We start from the raw sequence: 17,433 nt of genomic DNA on the forward strand, positions 1-17,433 counted from the left end.
CCTCCCGGGCACGGTGTTCCAGCCTTGATCCCATCTGCAGCACTCCGATTCACGGTGGTGTTGCAACGACCGGCTGAACCCAAGGGTCGGCTATCGAGACAGAGTTATCGTGACGCACGCCCGCTTCTCGGGCAGCTACGGATGGAGCGATGGTGGCCGAATCAATCACGCGAAACGGCGCTCGTGCTACTGGCGAACTCTGATCGAGAACGCCGTGAGCCTCATCCGCGACGCTGTCACGTTGTTGGTCCGGCGACGTCGTCTTGTCTGATCGTTTTGTCTCGCTCGAGCGCGCGCATCCACGGAAGCCCGTTGCGGCGATCGAGCAGGATGACGAGCTGGACTCGTTCTGGGGGGACTACTCGAGGGAGTACGGCGAAGTGGACCTCGATGTTGATGACTACTTGCAGTACGTCACCGAGCGGGACACGCGACGGAGGACGGAAGCTACAGAATTCAATGCGGTGAAGCAGACTGGCTTCTACGTCGACCGCGTCCAGGACGGGGTGCGTGCTCCGCAGGACCAGGAACGAGGCGACCTTCCTGCTGAGATCCGTCGTGCCGCGGGAGTGGCTGAGATGCTACTCATCAGGGGTCGTACCCGTCAGCAGGCGGGAGCCGACGGGCGCGAAAGCGCCCAGCACCTGCACGCCGAAGTATTGCCCTACGCGCACCCGGAGGAGTTTTTGGAGCTCATGCAGCGCCCGGACCGGGACACCGTTTTACTTACCGATACGGTCGAACCGTGGCCAGCATCATCTACCCGACCCCGCTCCGTGCCGGAGGACGCGTAGAAGTTCTCGCGCCTTCGACGGGTGTTCCCGGGCACCTCCGTGAGCGGCTCGATGCCGCAGTAAGTAGCCTCACATCCCTGGGTCTCGACGTCCACGTACGGTCGCATGCAGTCACCCCCGGACTTGTCCCGGCGCCTGCCGCCGAACGCGCCAATGATCTCCACGAGGCCTTCCGGTCGGCCGGCGCCGTACTCCCACCGTGGGGCGGCGAGCTGGCCATCGAGCTGCTCGACGCAATCGACTGGGACGCCCTGGCCTCTGCACGCTCCTGGTTCGTCGGTTGGTCGGACATCTCCACACTGCTCCTGCCCCTAACGACCATGACTGGGCTCGCGACGATGCATGGTGCGAACCTCATGGACGAGCCCTACGAACTCCCGACCGAGTTCGAGCGATGGACAGACGTAGCCGCTCTCGCGCCCGGGAGTGCGTTCCACCAGCGAAGTGCCCCACGCCGCCGCAGCCGCCCCTGGGGAACGTGGTCAGACGAGCCGCTCGATCGCGATCGCGCGTATGACACACCGACCCGCTGGCGCGTGCTTCACGAGTCAACCGAAGCCGAGATGCACGGCCGACTGATCGGCGGGTGTCTCGAGACCGTGTCGCTACTGGCCGGCACCCCCTACGGCGACGTACCCGGCTTCGCGCGGCGGCACGCCCCGGAAGGCACCATCGTCTACCTGGAAGCTGCCGAGTCGAACTCGATCACGGTGCTCCGGATGCTCACATCGCTCCGACTTGCGGGCTGGTTTGACGACGCGAACGGCGTCCTGATCGGACGAACCGAGGGCGCGCCTGTGCCCGAGCTGGACCAGGACGAAGCCGTGCGCCGTGCGCTGGGCGACCTCAACGTGCCCGTGATCCTGGACTTCGACACGGGGCACCAGCCACCGCAAATGCCGTTGATCAACGGCGCTCTGGCGGACGTCACGGTGAACGAAGCCGGCGGCTCCATCACGCAGCGTCTGATCCCCTGACCGTTCAGAGATGGTTCAGCGGACGGCGGCGGTTCGCGACCTGTGGCTCTCGGCGTCTCGTGCGAGCAGGTCGAGGGCGCTCACGGCTGCTGTCCCTGGGTCCGCCGTGTAGAACAACACTCGGTGTCCCGATTCGTCTGGGGGTGTGAGGACTTCGAAGTGCAGATCGAAGTCACCGATTTCCGGGTGCCGGAACGACTTCCAGCCGGACACGCAGTTCTGCACCGGGTGCTTCGCCCAGAGCTTGGCAACTCCGGGCTCTTCACCGTGAGCTCTCCCACGAGGGCGGTCAGTTCCGGGTCCTCGGGGTTTTTCCCTGCGAGGACGCGGAGTGATGACACCGCGCGGGCGGCTTCTTCGTCCCACCGTGTGTAGAGCTCACGGGTGTGCGCGTCGAGGAAGAGCGTGCGGGTCATGTTTGGCCGGTCGCTGACACGCTCCGGGCTGTGGGCATCGAGGTGGCCAGCGGCGAGGCGGTGCCCGAGGGGGTTCCAGGCGAGGACTTCGCTGCGGGTGCCGATGATGACGGCCGGCGTGCCGGTGAGCGAGGTGATGAGCTGGATGGTTCCCGGGCGTGCGTGGTCGGGTTTCGCCGCGATCCTGCGCTTCATGGAGCGGTCTGGGCGGGCCAGGGTGAACAGGTGCGCCCGTTCGTCGGTGTTGAGTTCCAGTGCGCGGGCGATGGAAGCGATGACCGCTTCGGAGGCGTTGCTGCTGAGCCCCTGCTCGAGGCGGGCGTAGTAGGTCGGGCTGACGCCGGCGAGCATGGCGAGTTCCTCCCGGCGCAGCCCCGGGACCCGGCGCACACCGTAGCCCTGCAGCCCGACATCTTCGGGCTGCAGGGCTGCGCGACGGACGCGAAGGAAGTTCCCCAGTTCGTTCGGACCGTTCATCACCCCAGTCTGCTGCCGCCCCGACCCGGCTGTCCTGCCACTGGCAGTGACAGGCACGACGGGGTGTGGCTGACCGCTCCCCAAGTCGGGAGGGTGGCTTGACACCACCCCGGCAGATCCGTGCTTATTCGGTCTGCTGGAACGGATCCGCCCGTGCGCACGAAGCGAGGATCGCTGTGACCTTGAACCACGAAACCCACCCCGCCCCGCCAGCACCGTCGGCAGCGAGCTCGGAAGGGGTGATGACGGGTAGGCAACGTGTTGCGTTGGCGGTGCTGCTGACAGCGAGTTTCACGCTCGCTGTCGACTTCTCCATCCTCAACGTCGCGTTACCGACGATCGGCGCGGACGTCGGCTTCGCGATCGGGAACCTGCAATGGGTGGCAACTGCGTTCGCGCTCTGCGCCGCAGGCTTCACCCTGCTCATGGGACGCGTCGCCGACATCGCCGGCCGCCGCCGCATGTTCCTCATCGGCATGGTGCTCCTCGGAGCGGGCTCCCTCGCAGGAGGCCTCGCCACCACCCCAGCGCTGCTGCTCATCGCCCGCGTCGCGCAGGGACTCGCGACCGCGATCGCCGTCCCATCCGCCCTCGCGCTACTGATCACCGCGTTTCCCGAGGGCCGGGCGCGCGACAGAGCGTTAGGGCTGAACGGCTCCCTGATGGCCGCCGGGTTCACCACCGGCGCCATCCTCGGCGGCCTACTCACGGACCTGCTGTCCTGGCGGTGGGCGTTCCTGATCAACGTCCCCGTCGCGATCGGCGTCCTCATCGTCGCGCCGATGGTGTTGCAGGACAGCCGCACCACCCACCGGACACGTCTCGACGTCCCCGGAGCCATCACCGTCACCCTCGGCCTGCTCGCACTCGTGTACGGGCTCACCACCGCCGCCGAAGCGTCCTGGACCAGCCCAACCGTTCTCGAGTCCTTCGCGGCCTCCGTTGTCCTGCTCACCGCGTTCGCGCTGATCGAACGACGAGCGCCGCACCCGCTAGCGCCCGGTCGTACATCGCCACAAGCTCCTGGCTGTTCGGGCAGGGAAGCGACGCCCGTGGGTATCGGTCGGATCTTGGTCGTGGCGGCGCTGACGGGGTTCCCGAGCGGTGTCATCGTCGTGATCGCTCCTCGAGAAGCGACCGCGCACGGCGCTGTCCAGGCAGCTGGACTCCTGCTCGCGGCTCTTGCGCTCGGGGAGGTGCTGGGTGCTATCGGGTTCGGATGGATTCGTTCACGCGGTCCCGCTCGATCGCAGCTCATGGTCGCCCTCGCTCTCGGCGGCGGTGCATTCCTCGTCGCCGGAGCGACGTCCGCGTCGGTTGGGGTGCTCGCAGGCGCCCTGGTGGTTATCGGGCTCAGCGCCGGGCCGGTGGCAGTGCTGTTGTCAGCCCTGACTGACGCTGCGTCGAAACCAACCACGGTCGGCCGCACCTCGGGCTTTCGGATCAGTGTCACTCTGGTGACTGCGGCCGTGGGCAGCGCCTTCACCGGAGCGAGTAACTTACCGTCTCCGCTTCTGCTCAGTCTGACCTCGGTCCCGCTTTTTGTTGCCCTGGTCGCGACAGGCGTGAAGACCTCGATCCAGCCAGCAACGAGCACCTCAAGCGGTGCCTGATACACGCCCAGGCAGCGCATCGCTCGCCGTCACGTGCTTGCCTATAAGGCCCCGGCCCGGCGAATGCGCTCCCCGATGTGCGATCGGAATGCGTCGGGGCTCGACACACTGTGATTGATGACCGCCAACTAGACCTCTACGCTCGGCATCCGCGAGCCGTCGGGCAGCACCCAGTGCTGTGCTCGCTTGATCGCGAGGATCTTCGACTGGGTCGATGGGGCGAGTGTCTCGAGGTGAAGCAGGTCGGGCTGTCGGTCGGGTTCATCAACGAACCAGATATCGATGCTCCAGACTTCCCCGTCCGATCCCTTGGCGTGGATGCGAAGGTACAAGCCGTTGGGATATCGAGGATCCTCGTTCCATTGTCCTGTGTCATTGCGAATGAGGACCTCACGGACCCGATCGTTCGAGATCAGCCGACTTGCAAGTCTGCCGACGGCCTCGACGACGCCTGGCAGACAAGGCGGGAACCACCACTGTGAGATCGATGTCGCGTGCGAGCCTGCCGTCCAGATCGAGGCAGGCCCGCAGAGTACGAAGCGTGGCGTGCACGGGTCGGCAAGACCGTCGCCGCAGCGAACGGCGACGAGCCGGACGGGACGGCAGCGGCCACGCATACGGCGAGGTACGGGCCGCGGACCTGGTGGGAGTGGAGTCGAACGGCTACCACTCCGACACCGTCAGCGGCCCCGCTGAGCGGCGCCGCACGGAACCCCGCTCAGACGATCGCGGGGTCCTCGGCTGCCGACGCCGTCTCGCGCGGACGGGTAAGCCACGCGAGTTGGTGCTCCTCGCAGAACCGGGCGGGCAGCTCGTTGCCGGTGTCGAGGTCGACCGGCTCCCACATCTCCGGCACCGCCGGCGTGGCACCCGGCGACGTCGCAACACACCAGGTCCGCGGGCTGCACCCAGAACGGGAACCGCACCGCGATCCCACCCTCCGCGGAAACCTCGTCGATCCAGCAGCGCCGGGACAGCATCACGCTCCACGAGGCTGACGTCGACGAACGGATTCAACACCGTGAGGAGGGCAGCACCGGCCCCGACGAGTGGACCGTCGAGTGCCGCGCCTGCTCGCGTTCTCGCGTCGCGACCCCCAACCATGCGGACCGAGACTCTTCCTGTGTCCGAACTCGTGAGGTGGTTCCGCTGACCCCTGCCGGACTGGCAGTTGACATCTGTCAACTCACAGGTATCGTTGACCTTCGTCCACAAATCGGGTGCAGTGTCGCTCCCCGGAACGGAAGGAGCACTCAATGGCGCGCCACGACGTCGCAACCACACCCGAGCACGGGGAGGGCCCCGCGGGCATGACCCATCGCCAGGTCCTCGAGGCGCTCTCGGGCCTGCTGCTCGGCATGTTCGTCGCGATCCTGGCTTCGACGGTCGTCAGCACGTCGCTGCCGCGCATCATCGGCGACCTCGGCGGCGGGGAGAGCGCCTACACGTGGGTGGTGACCTCGACGCTCCTCGCGACCACGGTCTCGACGCCGGTGTGGGGCAAGCTCGCCGATCTCTTCAACCGCAAGCTGCTCATCCAGCTCTCGTTGGTGATCTTCGTCCTCGGCTCCGCCCTCGCCGGGTTCTCGCAGAACCCCGGCACGCTGATCACCTTCCGCGTGGTCCAGGGTCTCGGTGCCGGTGGCCTCACTGCGCTGAGCCAGATCATCCTGGCCGACATCATCAGCCCACGTGAGCGTGGCCGCTATGGCGGGTACTTCGGTGCGGTCATGGCGGTCGGTACCGTGGGTGGCCCGCTGTTCGGTGGCCTGCTCACGGACAGCCTCGGCTGGCGCTGGAACTTCTTCGTGGGCGTCCCGTTCGCGGTCGCGGCGATCATCCTGCTGCAGCTCACGCTGAAGCTCCGCACGATGCCGAAGCGCACGGTGTCGATCGACTACCTCGGCATCGCCTTCATCGCGGGCGGCGTCTCGCTGCTGCTGATCTGGGTCACGCTCGCCGGCAAGAACTTCGACTGGGTCTCCCCGACCTCGTTCATCATGGTGATCGGTGCGGTGGTCTTGCTCGTCGCGACCGTGTTCATCGAGGTGCGTGCCAAGGAGCCGATCCTCCCGATGACGCTGTTCCGCAACCGCACCTTCACCATGGCCGTGATCGGCTCTATGGCCGTTGGTATCGCGATGTTCGGCGCGACCGTCTACCTCGCTCAGTACATGCAACTCGCCCGGGGCGCCACGCCCACGCAGTCAGGTTTGCTCACCATCCCGATGATCGGTGGCCTGCTCATCGCCTCCACCGTCGGCGGTATGCTCGTCACGCGCACGGGCAAGTGGAAGCCGATCATGCTCACCGGCTCGATCGCGCTCGTCGTGGGCCTGGCGCTGATGGGCACGATCGAGTACGACACCCCATACATCGTCGTCGCGGTCTACATGTTCATCACGGGTGCCGGTGTCGGTTCGGTCATGCAGAACCTCGTGCTCGTTGTGCAGAACACCACGGAGCCACAGAACATCGGTGCCGCGTCCGCTGGCGTCGCGTTCTTCCGGTCGCTCGGTGGCGCCCTGGGCGTGTCCGTCCTCGGCACCGTCCTCGGCAACCGCGTCGTCACGTTGCTCGGCGACAAGCACGCCGAGCTCGGCAACGCCATCGCGGCCCTCGGAGCGAAGGGTGCCGCGGTCGCGAAGGAGCTCGGCTCGGGCAGCATCCCAGCAGTCAGCAAGCTGCCGGACGGCGTGCGGCAGATCATTGAATCAGCGTATGGTCAGGCCGTGGCCAACGTCTTCCTCATCGCCGCCCCGATCGCGATCCTCCTCGTGCTCGCGATCATCTTCATGCCAAACAAGCCGCTGACCACGAAGACCGTCGCCGAGCGCTCCACCGACAGCGGCCCCCTCGCGGGCTCGGCCGAGGACGTCGCCGGCATCGGGACCGTGACCGGCTCGATCGCGGCGGTCGGCGATCCCCGGACCACGAGCGGCGTCGGCACTCGGCGCGATGGCTGAGTCCGGAGCCGCCATGGTGGCGCCGGAGCGGACGGCCAGCCCCAAGGTCGACCGCATCGAACAGCAGTTCGCGGCGTTCTTCGACGGCTACCGGCAGCGCCTCCGCCAGCAGGCCGCGCAGCTCGACCCAGCGCTGCAGCCCTCCGGCTACCGCACCCTGTTCGAACTCGTGATCGGCGGCCCAGTCGGCGCGGGTGCGCTCGCGGAGCGACTCGGTTTCGACAAGAGCGTCCTGAGCCGGCAGCTGCACCAGCTCGACGACCTGGGATTCGTGAGCCGGGAGCCCGATCCGTCTGACCGGCGCGCGGTGGTCATCAGCGCGACGCCGGACGCCGTCGTGCGCATCAACCAGATGCGCACGGATGCCCGCGACGCGTTCCGCGGAGAGTTAAGCGGCTGGCCGGAGCAGGACCTCGACGACCTGTCCCGGCTCCTGGCGAAGCTCGCGGTGCTGAACGACGGCGCGCGATGACGACCAAACTGGGCGATGGCACGATGGGCCTCCGCGAGCGGAAGCGCGCGGAGACCCGGTTGCGCATCGAACGGTCCGCGATCACGGCGGTGCTGGAATACGGGTTGGAAGGCGCCACGATCGACGCCATCGCCGCGGGTGCCGATGTCTCGCCGCGCACGTTCTTCAACTACTTCGACTCGAAGGAGGCCGCCGTCATCGGGATGGCCGCGGTGGCCGCGATGGCCGATGACCTGCAGCAGGGCGATGCTCCCGCATCCGGCGACGTCATCGAGGACCTCATCGGCGTGATCGTCACCGTCTTCGGGGCGAGCATCCTGCAGCAGGATCTGCACGACGAGCGGCGCGAGGTCCTCCGACGGTACCCGCAGATCGGCGAAGCGCTGTTCCGGGCCAAGCATGAACTGCAGCAGCGACTGGCGGCCGTGGTGCAGGAGCGCATCCCGCTCCCGGCGGCGCCCGAGCACCGCGCCCAGGTCGCCGACATGATCGCGGGGCTCTGCATCTCAGCCGTCCGGAGTGCCTTCCATGGGGCGGACCAGGACGCGGACGGGCCCGAGCTGGCGCGCGCGGCCCTCGCCCTCGTGCGGAACACGGTCGCCGCACTCACGTGAGTTGCAGAGAAGTAGCAGGTAGCTCGACCCCGCAGTCTTTGGGACCGCGGACGCGCTCCTGACGCCGCCAAGCAAGCGCGGCACTGTCGCGAAGACCAGGAATCGGCGCGCCGAGGTCGGAACTACCGGGGAGCTCAACTTGCGAAGGCGTGCTGCCGCACCACGTTCAGAAGCGCCGATAACATTGATTATGTCAGTTGGAGTTTAGCCGGAGAGGTTCCAACCCTGGGAGGACTTGCGAATGATCCCCGGCCCCGTAGGCGCTCAGCGCAAGTACCGGCAAGGCCTCAGGCACCATCGTCGTTTCGATCAGCTCTGTGCCGGCGCGTGGGAGCAGGCACGCCGGCGGCCGATGCGCTCGGGCCCCGCGAGACAACCCCGTCTCGCGGATCTGCCGGCACCATCGCCGTCCACCCGCAACGCCGACCGGGACCGCTGACACCGAGGCAACACACCAAGGAGGGCCCGCGCAGATGCGCGGGCCTCCTTGCTCTCGTCGCGGCTACTGCGCGGGTGGCCGCGGCGGCGTGATCGCGTTGATGTGGTCGCGATCGCCGTCGTAGAGGTGGCCGCGCTGCATGCTGCAGTCCCCGGAACTGTCCCGATGCTGGGCGCTCGTCAGCAGCGAAGGGTCGAGTACAATGCGATGACCAGCAACAGCCATTGGAATCTCGCTTGCCTTCTCAAGTCCGGGCTCTCCGAACCCGAGCCCAACTCCTTCTCGCGGCTGCCGCGGAGTTCGACGAGCACGGGTTCTTGGGTACGCGTTTGGTCGACATCGCTGCCCGCGCCTCGGTGACCCGCGGGTCGCTTTACTTCCACTTCTCATCCAAGGCACACATCGCGGCGGCACTGGCCGAACAGCAGTACGCGCGCTGGGGGGAGTACATCCCGCAGCGGCGCAGGGAGGGCTACTCGGGCGTGGAACTCCTGATGCTATTCGCCCACGACCTCGCGACCGGATTCCGCGATGACGTCGCGAGCCGGGCTGCGATGCGTCTTATCAAGGAAGCGCCCCAGATCGACGCACCGTTGCCGACCCCATTCCGTACCTGGGTCGAAGTTGTCCGCGACCTGCTCGCGGAAGCGCAACGGGCCGGCGAGGTCGCTCAGCACTGCGCCATTGACGACGCCGCTTGGGTGGTCGTCGCGAGTGTCTTCGGCGTCCAGGAGATCGGCGACCAGCTCGAGCAGCGCCAGAACATCTGCGAACGCCTCGACTCGCTCTGGCTCTACATCCTGCCTGGGCTTGGGGTGTCCGGCGCGGAAGGCTACGTCGACCGCGTCGCGGCTGCCGCCTGAACGGACGGAATGACCTCGTTCGGGCTGGTTGCGCGTGCCGCCTCGAGCAGGGCACCGAGGAGAGCGCTGTTTGCACTCAGAGTGTTCACGCCGAACCGTTCGCTCAAGATGGTCCGCGCCTCGGCGCTTCGCATCCCGCTGCCAGGAACGACGACTAACTCACCGCCTTCAAGTCCAAGGGCCTCGACTTGTCGCACGACCGCTGCCGGCGTGACGGCGTGACGAGCCCCAGCATCGAAGCGATCGGGACGGGGGATCCTGTCCCAGCTTGGGCCGAGTTCGAACCGGAGAGTCCGCACGGGTGCTCGATCCAGGTCGAGGTATCCGACCAGCGCCGACACTGTCTCGTCTGAGAACCAGGGTGGGACGACGACGACCACCGGTCCGCCCGACGAACGCGCTTGCACCGCTGCCCGGAGTGCCCTTCCGGCCGTCACGACGGGGATACCCTCGGAGACCTCCCGTGCCCGCGCTTCGAACTCTTCGTCGAACGCGGTTCCACCGAACACGCTGCTGCTGACAAAGCAGTAGCCGATTGCGTGGGTGCCTAATTCCGCCAGCTGTCGCACCGACTGCTCCACGTCGCCGCTCAGCAGGGCCTGGGCAGGCCGTCCGAGGAAGTGCTCTCCGGTCGCGCGCGGAGTCCGGAACCGGGCGGTGTGCACGGTCACCCCGGTGGGCCGGCCAAGCCAGAGCTCGGTTTCGGGCACCGGGTCGTTGTGGATGACGAGTGCTCCGATCCGCAGGTCCGTGTGCTGGTTCACGTGGTTGTCCTCGCGTTCCGGGGCGGTGTCGCTCGGGTGACCGACCAGGCGAGGGCGGCTCCGCCGAGGGCGAACACTGTCGTGACGAGGAAGGCCAGGGGGAACCGCGCCGCGTCCGGCGCTCCGGTGAGCACGATCGTGAGTATTGCCACCGTGATGGCGGATGAGAGGTATTGCGAGGTGGTAAGGACGGCACCCGCGCCTCCCTCGAGACCGGCCGGGACGTCCGAGGTCCCGAGCGAGAACATCGACGTGTAGATGATGCCGTGCCCCAGCCCACTGATGAGGAGGCCAGGAACAACCCCGACCGCGTAGCTGCCGACCCCCGTCGTTGCAAGGAGTGCGAGCCCGACCGCGGCGATCGCGAAGCCGGCGACCAGCACCCGCGCGACGTTGTGCCGGGCGATCAGGCGTCCTGCGAGCATGTTCCCGAACGTCACCGTGATGGCCAAGGGTAGGAACCCGAACCCGGCTTGCAGAGGTGTGTAGCCGTGGACCTGCTGCAGGAGGAGGGTGACGAGGTAGAACTCGGACCCCACTGACGCCATGTAGAGCGCCGTCGCCGCGGCCCCGATCCTGATGCTCCGGGTTGCGCGGAGCGGTCTCGCGATTAGCGGCGCGCCGCCTCGCTCGTGGTGGAAGAATATGGCGCCGCTGACGACCGCGACGACGAGTGCTGACACGACTAGGAACACGCTCGGGGAGGGCTCGGCGAGGATCGTCAACGCGAAGACGGCGGCGAGTAGAAGGGCCGTTCCCGAGATCGCCCCGGCGACGGGGACCCGAACCCGGTCGCGACCGTCGACGGCGCGTGGGAACGCGATGATCGCCCCGATCATCCCGAGCACCACGAACGGGACGTTGATGATAAAGGTCCACCGCCAGTCCAGCGCGGTCAGGACGCCGCCGAGGATCACGCCGAGCGCGAGTCCCGAAGCTCCGACTGCTCCCCACACCGCAACGGCGCGCTTGCGGGCCGCGCCGTGGAACGACGCGCTCAGGAGGCCGAGCACGCTCGGTTGCAGGACAGATGCCGCTACTCCCTGCGCGGCGCGGGCGGCGAGGAGGACCACGCCGTCCGGTGCGAGACCGCCGACGATGCTCGCTACACCGAACAGCGCGAACGACGCGATGAACGTGTTGCGTGCCCCAAACCGGTCTGAGAGCCGTCCGCCGACCAGCAGCAAACCGGCGAAGAACACCGCGTAGGCGCTCACGATCCACTGCGCGGTGGCGTCCGTCAGCGCGAGGTCACGACCGATCGTCGGCAGCGCGACATACATGATCGAGAAGTCCAGGGCCACCAGGAACTGGGCGACGCAGATCGTCGCCAACGCAAGGCCGCCCGTCGTTCGGAGTTCCGCGACCCGTGTGCTGACGCTCATGCTGCACCTCGCTCGAGGAAACCGAGGAGCACCGCACCGAGGTCGTCCGGCCGACTGACACACGCGGACGCACCAGCCGTCCGGAGCGCTGCTTCGTCGCCGACGCCCCACGTTACGCCGACCGTCTTCATACCCGCGTGTCGCCCCATGCCCACGTCGTCGATGGAGTCGCCGACGACGACGCAGCCCGACGGGGACTGCTCGAGCCGGGTCGCGGCAAGCAATGCCAGGTCCGGCGCTGGCTTCCCGACCGGTGCGAGGTCGGTCCCGATCACGACGTCGAACTGGTCGAGGATGCCGGCTGCGGTGAGTAGCTCGTTCGCCGACGCAGTGATCTTGCTGGTCACGATCGCGATGCGAGTACCCCCTCGTCGGAGGGCGCGGAGGATCTCAGGTACCTGCGGCACGACGAGTTCCGCGGCGCGGTCGCGGGTGGCGGTCGCAAAGTGCTCGCGGAAGCGGGCCTTCGCTCGAGCCGCCTCGCCCGCTGTGGCGTCGGGCAGCAGGTCGGCCACGATCGCGTCGAGCGGTCGTCCGATGTGCGGTCGCAGCTCATCAGCGCCCACCGGCTTCCACCCCTCGAGCATCGCGCCGAGGCTCTCGACAATTATGGGTGGGGTGTCCATCAATGTTCCGTCCAGGTCGAACAGGACCGCGCTCACGGGAGCACGCTCACGGGGCGCTCGTCGACAGAGACGGTCGCTTCTTGGACGGCCAGGTCGGCCGCCACCGCGACTGTGGCGAGTAGCGCCGAACGGTTGACCGCGGTCGAACGACCGGCGGTGGCCCCCGCCACCGCCCGGAGGACGAACGGGGTGAGTGCAGCGCCGTGGGCACCGGCCGAGCTGGCCGCGGCGAGTGCTTGCGTGATGAGCCGGTCGAGCAGGGCAGGATCGACGCCTTCCTCGGCCGGCAGCGGCGAGGTGACGAGGACGGCGCCGGAGTGCACGTCGTCCCAGTGTCGATGGGCGATCTGCGCGATCTCGGCCAGGTTGTCACTGCGCATCGGGATCTGTTCGCCGCTGGAGACCGACAGGTAGCCCGGGAATTCGTCGGAACGGTACCCGATGACTGGAACGCCGAGCGTCTCGAGGTACTCGAGCGTGAGACGCGGGTCCAGGAGCGACTTTGCGCCCGCGCAGACCACGATGATCGGGGAACGGTCGAACTGCGTTAGGTCCGCGGAGATGTCGAACGAGCTCTCGGCGCCCCGGTGGACACCGCCGATGCCTGCGACCGCGAAGACACGGATCCCCGCCGCGACCCCAGCTGCAAGACTCGCCGAGACCGTGGTCCCCGCTGTCTGCTGCCGTACGATCGCGGCTGCCAGGTCACGGGTGCTCACCTTCTCCACCTCGGGTTCTGCAGCTAGACGTTCGAGCTGATCGTCGTCGAGCCCGACGTGCACCACGCCGTGGAGAAGCGCGACCCGTGCGGGCTCCGCCCCGCGCTCTCGGATGGCGTCGTCCATTTCGTGAGCCAGCCGGAGGTTCGCCGGGTATGTGCCGCCGGTGATGTTGGATGATTCGAGCGCGACCACGGGGTCACGGCGTTCCAGCGCCGACCGAACCGTGTCGCTCAGCACCGTCCTCATGCGATCACCTCGGCCTCGGCGGTGAGTGACCCGGCCGTGGTCCGCCCCCCGCTGCCGAGCAGCCGCGGGTGGTTGGCAGCGATGCCCCCGGTCACGGTCTCCCACGGGAAGTCGTCGAACTCGCCGCGCCAGCGTACGAACTCCATGTGCCGACGGCCGGCGAGGTCGTATGGGTGGTAGTAGCTGTCGTGCTCGCCGTCGAAGGTGAGCGGCTCGATGCCGTACAGCTTGCAGAGGAGCGTGTTGAAGACCGGTGTTGCCCGGACCCAGCGGTCGTCGAGGTTCACGGACACGAGGGCGTGGAACGTGAACAGGTCGCCGCCCATGAGTGACAGGAGCCGGGGGGAGGCGAGGTGGTTGCGGACATCGCCGTAGACCAGGCGGGCGGGGATCCCGACCGCTCGGAGCGCGGCCGCATACACGATCGACTTGTGGACGCAGAAGCCCTGGCCTCGCTCGAGAATGGCGGATGCGCGTGTCCCCGCCCGCGTGAGGTCGGCGTCGTACACCTCGTAGCGGATGCGGTCCCGCACGGCGTCATGGAGTCGGACCGCCATCTCTTTGCGGGACGCGCTGCGGTCCGGCACGTGACGGTCGACGAATCGTTGGACCGTCTCGCTGTCGTGGTCCAGGTGAAACGTCGCGGCGGTGGTCGGTTCGGTGGTGGTTGACATGCTTCCCTCTCGACGCGCTCAGAGCCCGAGGCTCTTCGCGATTTTCAGACGTTGGACGGCGTTCGTGCCGGAGTAAATGGGGCCTCCCATGGCATCGCGGAGACCCCGTTCGATCCCGGTGGAGGAGAGCACCCCCGCGCCCCCGTGGAGCTCGATCGCCTGCTGGGCGGTGCTGAGGTTGGCCTTGCTCGTGGTGATCTTGGCCGCCGCCACCCGCGCCGCCGCGCGTTCGCCTCGTCCGATTTGCTCCGCCGCGGCGCTGAGGGCGAGGCGGGAGGAGTCGATCGCGAGGTGCATCTCGACCAGGGCGTCCTGGACACTCTGGAACGAGGCGAGCGGACGTCCGAACTGACGGCGTCCTCTAACGCGCCGGATCGTGGTCTCCAACCGTCGTTGCATCTCACCGACGTTGATGGTGAAGGAGACGAGGATTTCGTGGGTCATGACCGCGTCGAGCACCAGGAAGCCCGAACCGACGGAGCCGAGCACGTTCGCCCGCGGAACCCGGCACCCTCGGAGCCGGACGGGACCGATCGGAGATGTCCGCAACGAGGACTTCTCGACCTGCTCTCCGCGTTCGAAGCCGGGCGTGGAGGTCGGGACGACGACCGCGGTCAGCCCGAGAGGGCCGGCGTCAGCGTCAGTGCGCACGTAGACGACGGTTAGGTCCGCCACTGGCCCGTTCGTCACGAACGACTTCTCGGCATCGAGGACGATCGCGTCTGCGTCGATCCGCCCTGTGGCGGCCATCGAGAGCGCGTCGGACCCGACGTCCGCTTCTGTGATTGCGTGGCTGCCGATGAGCTCGCCTCGTGTCACCGGCGGCAGGTACCTCGCCTTCGCGTCGCTGCTGCCGAAGCGCGTGATCGCGTGGGCCGTGCTCGCCAGGTGAGTCGCGGCGCTGAAGTTCAGACCGGCGTCCTCGCTGGAGTGCCCGAGCGCCTCTGCGACGCGGAGCTGTTCACGGAGCGTGAGCTCGGAGCCCGCGTAGGTTGCCGGCACCCCCATCGCGAAGACTCCGGTGTTGGAGAGCGTGCGCCACGCTGCGGTCGGGAACGTGGCCGCGGCGTCGTGCTCGGCCACGGAGGCGTTCCACGACCGAGCAGCGGCGCGCACCGCGCTCTCGAGGGTATCGACCGTCGCCGGGTCCGGCGTAGCCGTCACGAGGGTCATCAGTAGCTCGAAAATCCCGCTTCGGTCACGGCGTGGCGCTCGCGACCGGTGAGCGGAGGGTTGAAGACGCTGATCAGCTCGAGGTCCTCGTGGTCGCTTGCGATGAGGAAGTGCGCGTCGTGCGCGTCGAGCGCGTACAGAGTGCCCGGGACCACTTCGTGTCGCACAGATCCATCCGCAGACTCGACGGCACCGCTCCCCGCGATGCAGTAGCAGGCTTCGAGGTGGTTCCGGTATTGAAGGGCCGAGCGTGACCCGGCCTTCACGACGGTGTGGGCGACCGTGAAGCCGAAGGGGTCCGCAGCGGTCAGGAGGCGTTCGCTGGTGCCGTTGCCCCAGTCGATCGAGTCGGCGGCGGATCGCGTACGAGTGAACATTGATGCGACTCTTTCTGGTCAGTCGGTGACGAGCGCGTCAGCGGAGTGGGTGAGGACGAAGTGCTCGATGGCCTCGACGGTGCGGAAGTCGTCCGGTGACAGCTGGACGTCGGTGATGTTGATCGACCAGGTGTTCTGCACCCACTCGACGAGTTCGAGGAGCGCAAGGCTGTCGATCACGCCGTTTCCGATGAGGTCGTAATCGCGCGGGATCGACTCGTTCGCGAGGTCCGGCGCGTGGTGAGTCACGATGTAACGCTCAACCTGGTCTTGAATGCTCATGCTGTTCGTTCCTCTCGAACTGTCTGGAGGTGGGTGGAACGACGGTCGACCTTGCCGGTCGTCGTCGTGGCGAAGGGGGCCCGGGTGAGCCAGAGCCGCGACGGGATCGCCGCGCGAGGCAGCCGCTTGGCGAGCCACGACCGCAGTGCGAGCCGTGAGATCTCGGCGCCGGTCGGAATCTGTGCGACGACTTCGATGCGTCGGCCCTCTTCCTCAGTGAGCACCGCAATCGCTGCGGAGACATCGGGGTGGGCTCGGACTGCCGCCTCCACGTCGTCGAGACTGACGCGGTTTCCGTTCACCTTCACAAGTCGGTCCTGGCGGCCGACGAGCCGGAGTCCATCAGGGGTCTTCTCAACGATGTCGCGGGTGTCGTACCAGCGGACGCCACCCTCGGTCGTCCACGCCCGATTGGATGCGTTCAGGTACCCCAGAGCCTGGAACGGTGAAGCGACCTGGAGTTCTCCGACGCTGCCGCCGTCCCGCACGCGCGCTCGAACGCCCTCGATCGGCTCTCCGATCACCCGCTGGGCACCCGCATCGATGTCGGCCACGAACGTGTCGTTGGTCTCTGTCGACCCGTAGACGCTCATGATCCGCGCGTTCGGCGCAAATGCCCGAAGCCGGTCCACGTGCGTCGCCGGAAACGCGTCACCCGTCGACACCACGGTCGTGAAGGTCGGTGCTGGCGCGCCTGCGTCCGCGAGTCGTGCGAGGACCGTCGGGACCGCTTGGAGGAAGGTCGCTTCCGACCGCTCGGCTTCAGCACGGAGCGCGACCGGATCGGCAACGGTAGCGGCGTCTGCGAAGTGGACGCGGCCGCCCGACCGGAGCACGGCCCAGACGTCGAGCAAGGAGACGTCGAAGTTCATCGGGCTGCAGACGAGCGACACAGTTGATGGACCGAACCCGAAGGTGCTCGCTGCCCACGCCGTGAAGCGGTCGATGCCGCGCGGATCATGGTGCACGAGCTTCGGGACTCCGGTCGTCCCCGACGTCGTGGTGATTAGCCCCTCCGCGGAACCTAGAGCGGCCACGGTCAACGACGTGGCGTCGTGCGCTGCTACGACCGCGGCATGGACGTACTCCTCGCCGGCGTCCTCGGCCAGTACGAGCGCGATCCGTCCGGCAGTTTGCACCGCGAGCACCGCGAGCACCGCCATACCCTTTCGATCCGCACGGATAGGCACGACGACACCTGGTCCGGGCGCTCGCGCCGGCGTGATCCTCGTCCGCGCAACCTCTTCGAGGAGGTCGCCGTACGAGACAGCCCACCCCGCTCCGCTCAGTGCGATGTGGGCCGGCGTGCGCTCCCCGTGTGCAGCGATCTCATCCAGCGCTGGTCTTGTGGTCATCCCAATCCCCCGATCTACGAAGCAAACATACGTGCATGTTTGTTTTGAGGGAAGGATGTTGCGAATTGTTTACGTACCCTTCGCAAGTGAGGGTGAGTACCCAGCTCTTGCCTCTACGCGGACCATCACATCGCCCGCCTCGGGTGCGCCGTCGACCCACATCGCGGCGCCCCCTGCGCCTCGTCCTCGTCCTCGTCC

At 67.5% G+C, this 17,433-nt stretch carries 18 protein-coding genes and 1 pseudogene; 7 read left to right on the forward strand and 12 right to left on the reverse strand.

Annotation, left to right across the window (positions count from 1 at the left end; genetic code table 11):
- The first annotated feature begins 263 nt into the window (after positions 1-263).
- Together J7E22_RS16470 and J7E22_RS18350 are read left to right on the forward strand one after the other, a co-directional pair.
- The gene (locus tag J7E22_RS16470; protein WP_214982927.1) at positions 264-794 is read left to right on the forward strand and encodes a hypothetical protein; all 531 of its coding nucleotides are present in this window, start codon (positions 264-266) and stop codon (positions 792-794) included.
- Complete coding sequence (locus J7E22_RS18350; protein WP_214982928.1) at positions 746-1,771, forward strand: S66 peptidase family protein; 1,026 nt, start codon at positions 746-748, stop codon at positions 1,769-1,771. The genes J7E22_RS16470 and J7E22_RS18350 overlap by 49 nt, the downstream gene beginning before the upstream one ends.
- Before the next feature lie 15 nt (positions 1,772-1,786).
- Here the strand turns inward: J7E22_RS18350 and J7E22_RS16480 are convergent.
- A pseudogene (locus J7E22_RS16480) lies at positions 1,787-2,664 on the reverse strand (helix-turn-helix domain-containing protein).
- 242 nt (positions 2,665-2,906) lie between these two features.
- Between J7E22_RS16480 and J7E22_RS16485 the strand changes: the two are divergent.
- Positions 2,907-4,277 (forward strand): MFS transporter, encoded by a 1,371-nt coding sequence (locus J7E22_RS16485; RefSeq protein WP_214982929.1) that lies wholly within the window; start codon positions 2,907-2,909, stop codon positions 4,275-4,277.
- Positions 4,278-4,405: 128 nt separating this feature from the next.
- Here the strand turns inward: J7E22_RS16485 and J7E22_RS16490 are convergent, their stop codons facing one another.
- Both J7E22_RS16490 and J7E22_RS18055 read right to left on the reverse strand, forming a co-directional pair.
- Positions 4,406-4,609 (reverse strand): hypothetical protein, encoded by a 204-nt coding sequence (locus tag J7E22_RS16490; protein ID WP_214982930.1) that lies wholly within the window; start codon positions 4,607-4,609, stop codon positions 4,406-4,408.
- A 386-nt stretch (positions 4,610-4,995) separates the two neighbouring features.
- Entirely contained in the window at positions 4,996-5,124 is a 129-nt protein-coding gene (locus J7E22_RS18055; RefSeq protein WP_285439942.1) for a hypothetical protein, read from the reverse strand.
- A 409-nt stretch (positions 5,125-5,533) separates the two neighbouring features.
- Here J7E22_RS18055 and J7E22_RS16495 point away from each other — a divergent pair, with 409 nt between their 5' ends.
- From J7E22_RS16495 to J7E22_RS16510, 4 genes are all read left to right on the forward strand, one after another.
- Positions 5,534-7,243 (forward strand): MDR family MFS transporter, encoded by a 1,710-nt coding sequence (locus J7E22_RS16495; RefSeq protein ID WP_214982931.1) that lies wholly within the window; start codon positions 5,534-5,536, stop codon positions 7,241-7,243.
- Positions 7,236-7,715 (forward strand): MarR family winged helix-turn-helix transcriptional regulator, encoded by a 480-nt coding sequence (locus J7E22_RS16500; protein WP_214982932.1) that lies wholly within the window; start codon positions 7,236-7,238, stop codon positions 7,713-7,715. The genes J7E22_RS16495 and J7E22_RS16500 overlap by 8 nt, the downstream gene beginning before the upstream one ends.
- Entirely contained in the window at positions 7,712-8,329 is a 618-nt protein-coding gene (locus J7E22_RS16505) for a TetR/AcrR family transcriptional regulator (protein WP_214982933.1), read from the forward strand. Before J7E22_RS16500 ends, J7E22_RS16505 begins: the two co-directional genes overlap by 4 nt.
- 675 nt (positions 8,330-9,004) lie before the next feature.
- Positions 9,005-9,631 carry a ScbR family autoregulator-binding transcription factor gene (locus tag J7E22_RS16510; protein WP_285439943.1) on the forward strand — a complete coding sequence of 209 codons (627 nt, stop codon included), beginning with the start codon at positions 9,005-9,007 and terminating at the stop codon, positions 9,629-9,631.
- Here J7E22_RS16510 and J7E22_RS16515 read toward each other — a convergent pair.
- The 9 genes from J7E22_RS16515 to J7E22_RS16555 are packed head-to-tail and all read right to left on the reverse strand — an operon-like array spanning position 9,601 to position 17,037.
- The gene (locus J7E22_RS16515) at positions 9,601-10,395 is read right to left on the reverse strand and encodes a hypothetical protein (protein WP_214982935.1); all 795 of its coding nucleotides are present in this window, start codon (positions 10,393-10,395) and stop codon (positions 9,601-9,603) included. The two genes, J7E22_RS16510 and J7E22_RS16515, sit on opposite strands and share 31 nt — an antisense overlap.
- Positions 10,392-11,780, reverse strand: a complete 1,389-nt coding sequence (locus J7E22_RS16520) for an MFS transporter (RefSeq protein ID WP_214982936.1) — start codon at positions 11,778-11,780, stop codon at positions 10,392-10,394. The genes J7E22_RS16515 and J7E22_RS16520 overlap by 4 nt, the downstream gene beginning before the upstream one ends.
- On the reverse strand, positions 11,777-12,442 hold the full coding sequence (locus J7E22_RS16525) for an HAD family hydrolase (RefSeq protein WP_214982937.1): 666 nt from the start codon (positions 12,440-12,442) through the stop codon (positions 11,777-11,779). The genes J7E22_RS16520 and J7E22_RS16525 overlap by 4 nt, the downstream gene beginning before the upstream one ends.
- Positions 12,439-13,374, reverse strand: coding sequence for a pseudouridine-5'-phosphate glycosidase (locus tag J7E22_RS16530; protein ID WP_214982938.1), 936 nt, complete (start codon positions 13,372-13,374; stop codon positions 12,439-12,441). The genes J7E22_RS16525 and J7E22_RS16530 overlap by 4 nt, the downstream gene beginning before the upstream one ends.
- A complete protein-coding gene (locus J7E22_RS16535) occupies positions 13,371-14,048 on the reverse strand; it encodes a transglutaminase family protein (RefSeq protein WP_214982939.1) in 678 nt (225 codons plus the stop codon). The genes J7E22_RS16530 and J7E22_RS16535 overlap by 4 nt, the downstream gene beginning before the upstream one ends.
- A gap of 18 nt (positions 14,049-14,066) precedes the next feature.
- Positions 14,067-15,221, reverse strand: coding sequence for an acyl-CoA dehydrogenase family protein (locus J7E22_RS16540; protein ID WP_214982940.1), 1,155 nt, complete (start codon positions 15,219-15,221; stop codon positions 14,067-14,069).
- Positions 15,221-15,598 carry an ectoine synthase gene (locus tag J7E22_RS16545; protein ID WP_214982941.1) on the reverse strand — a complete coding sequence of 126 codons (378 nt, stop codon included), beginning with the start codon at positions 15,596-15,598 and terminating at the stop codon, positions 15,221-15,223. The genes J7E22_RS16540 and J7E22_RS16545 overlap by 1 nt, the downstream gene beginning before the upstream one ends.
- Positions 15,599-15,616: 18 nt before the next feature.
- A complete protein-coding gene (locus J7E22_RS16550) occupies positions 15,617-15,880 on the reverse strand; it encodes a hypothetical protein (RefSeq protein WP_214982942.1) in 264 nt (87 codons plus the stop codon).
- Positions 15,877-17,037 carry an AMP-binding protein gene (locus J7E22_RS16555; protein WP_214982943.1) on the reverse strand — a complete coding sequence of 387 codons (1,161 nt, stop codon included), beginning with the start codon at positions 17,035-17,037 and terminating at the stop codon, positions 15,877-15,879. The genes J7E22_RS16550 and J7E22_RS16555 overlap by 4 nt, the downstream gene beginning before the upstream one ends.
- Between the last annotated feature and the right edge of the window lie 396 nt (positions 17,038-17,433).

It is taken from the genome of Curtobacterium sp. ISL-83 (assembly GCF_018613895.1).
Taxonomy (GTDB): domain Bacteria; phylum Actinomycetota; class Actinomycetes; order Actinomycetales; family Microbacteriaceae; genus Curtobacterium.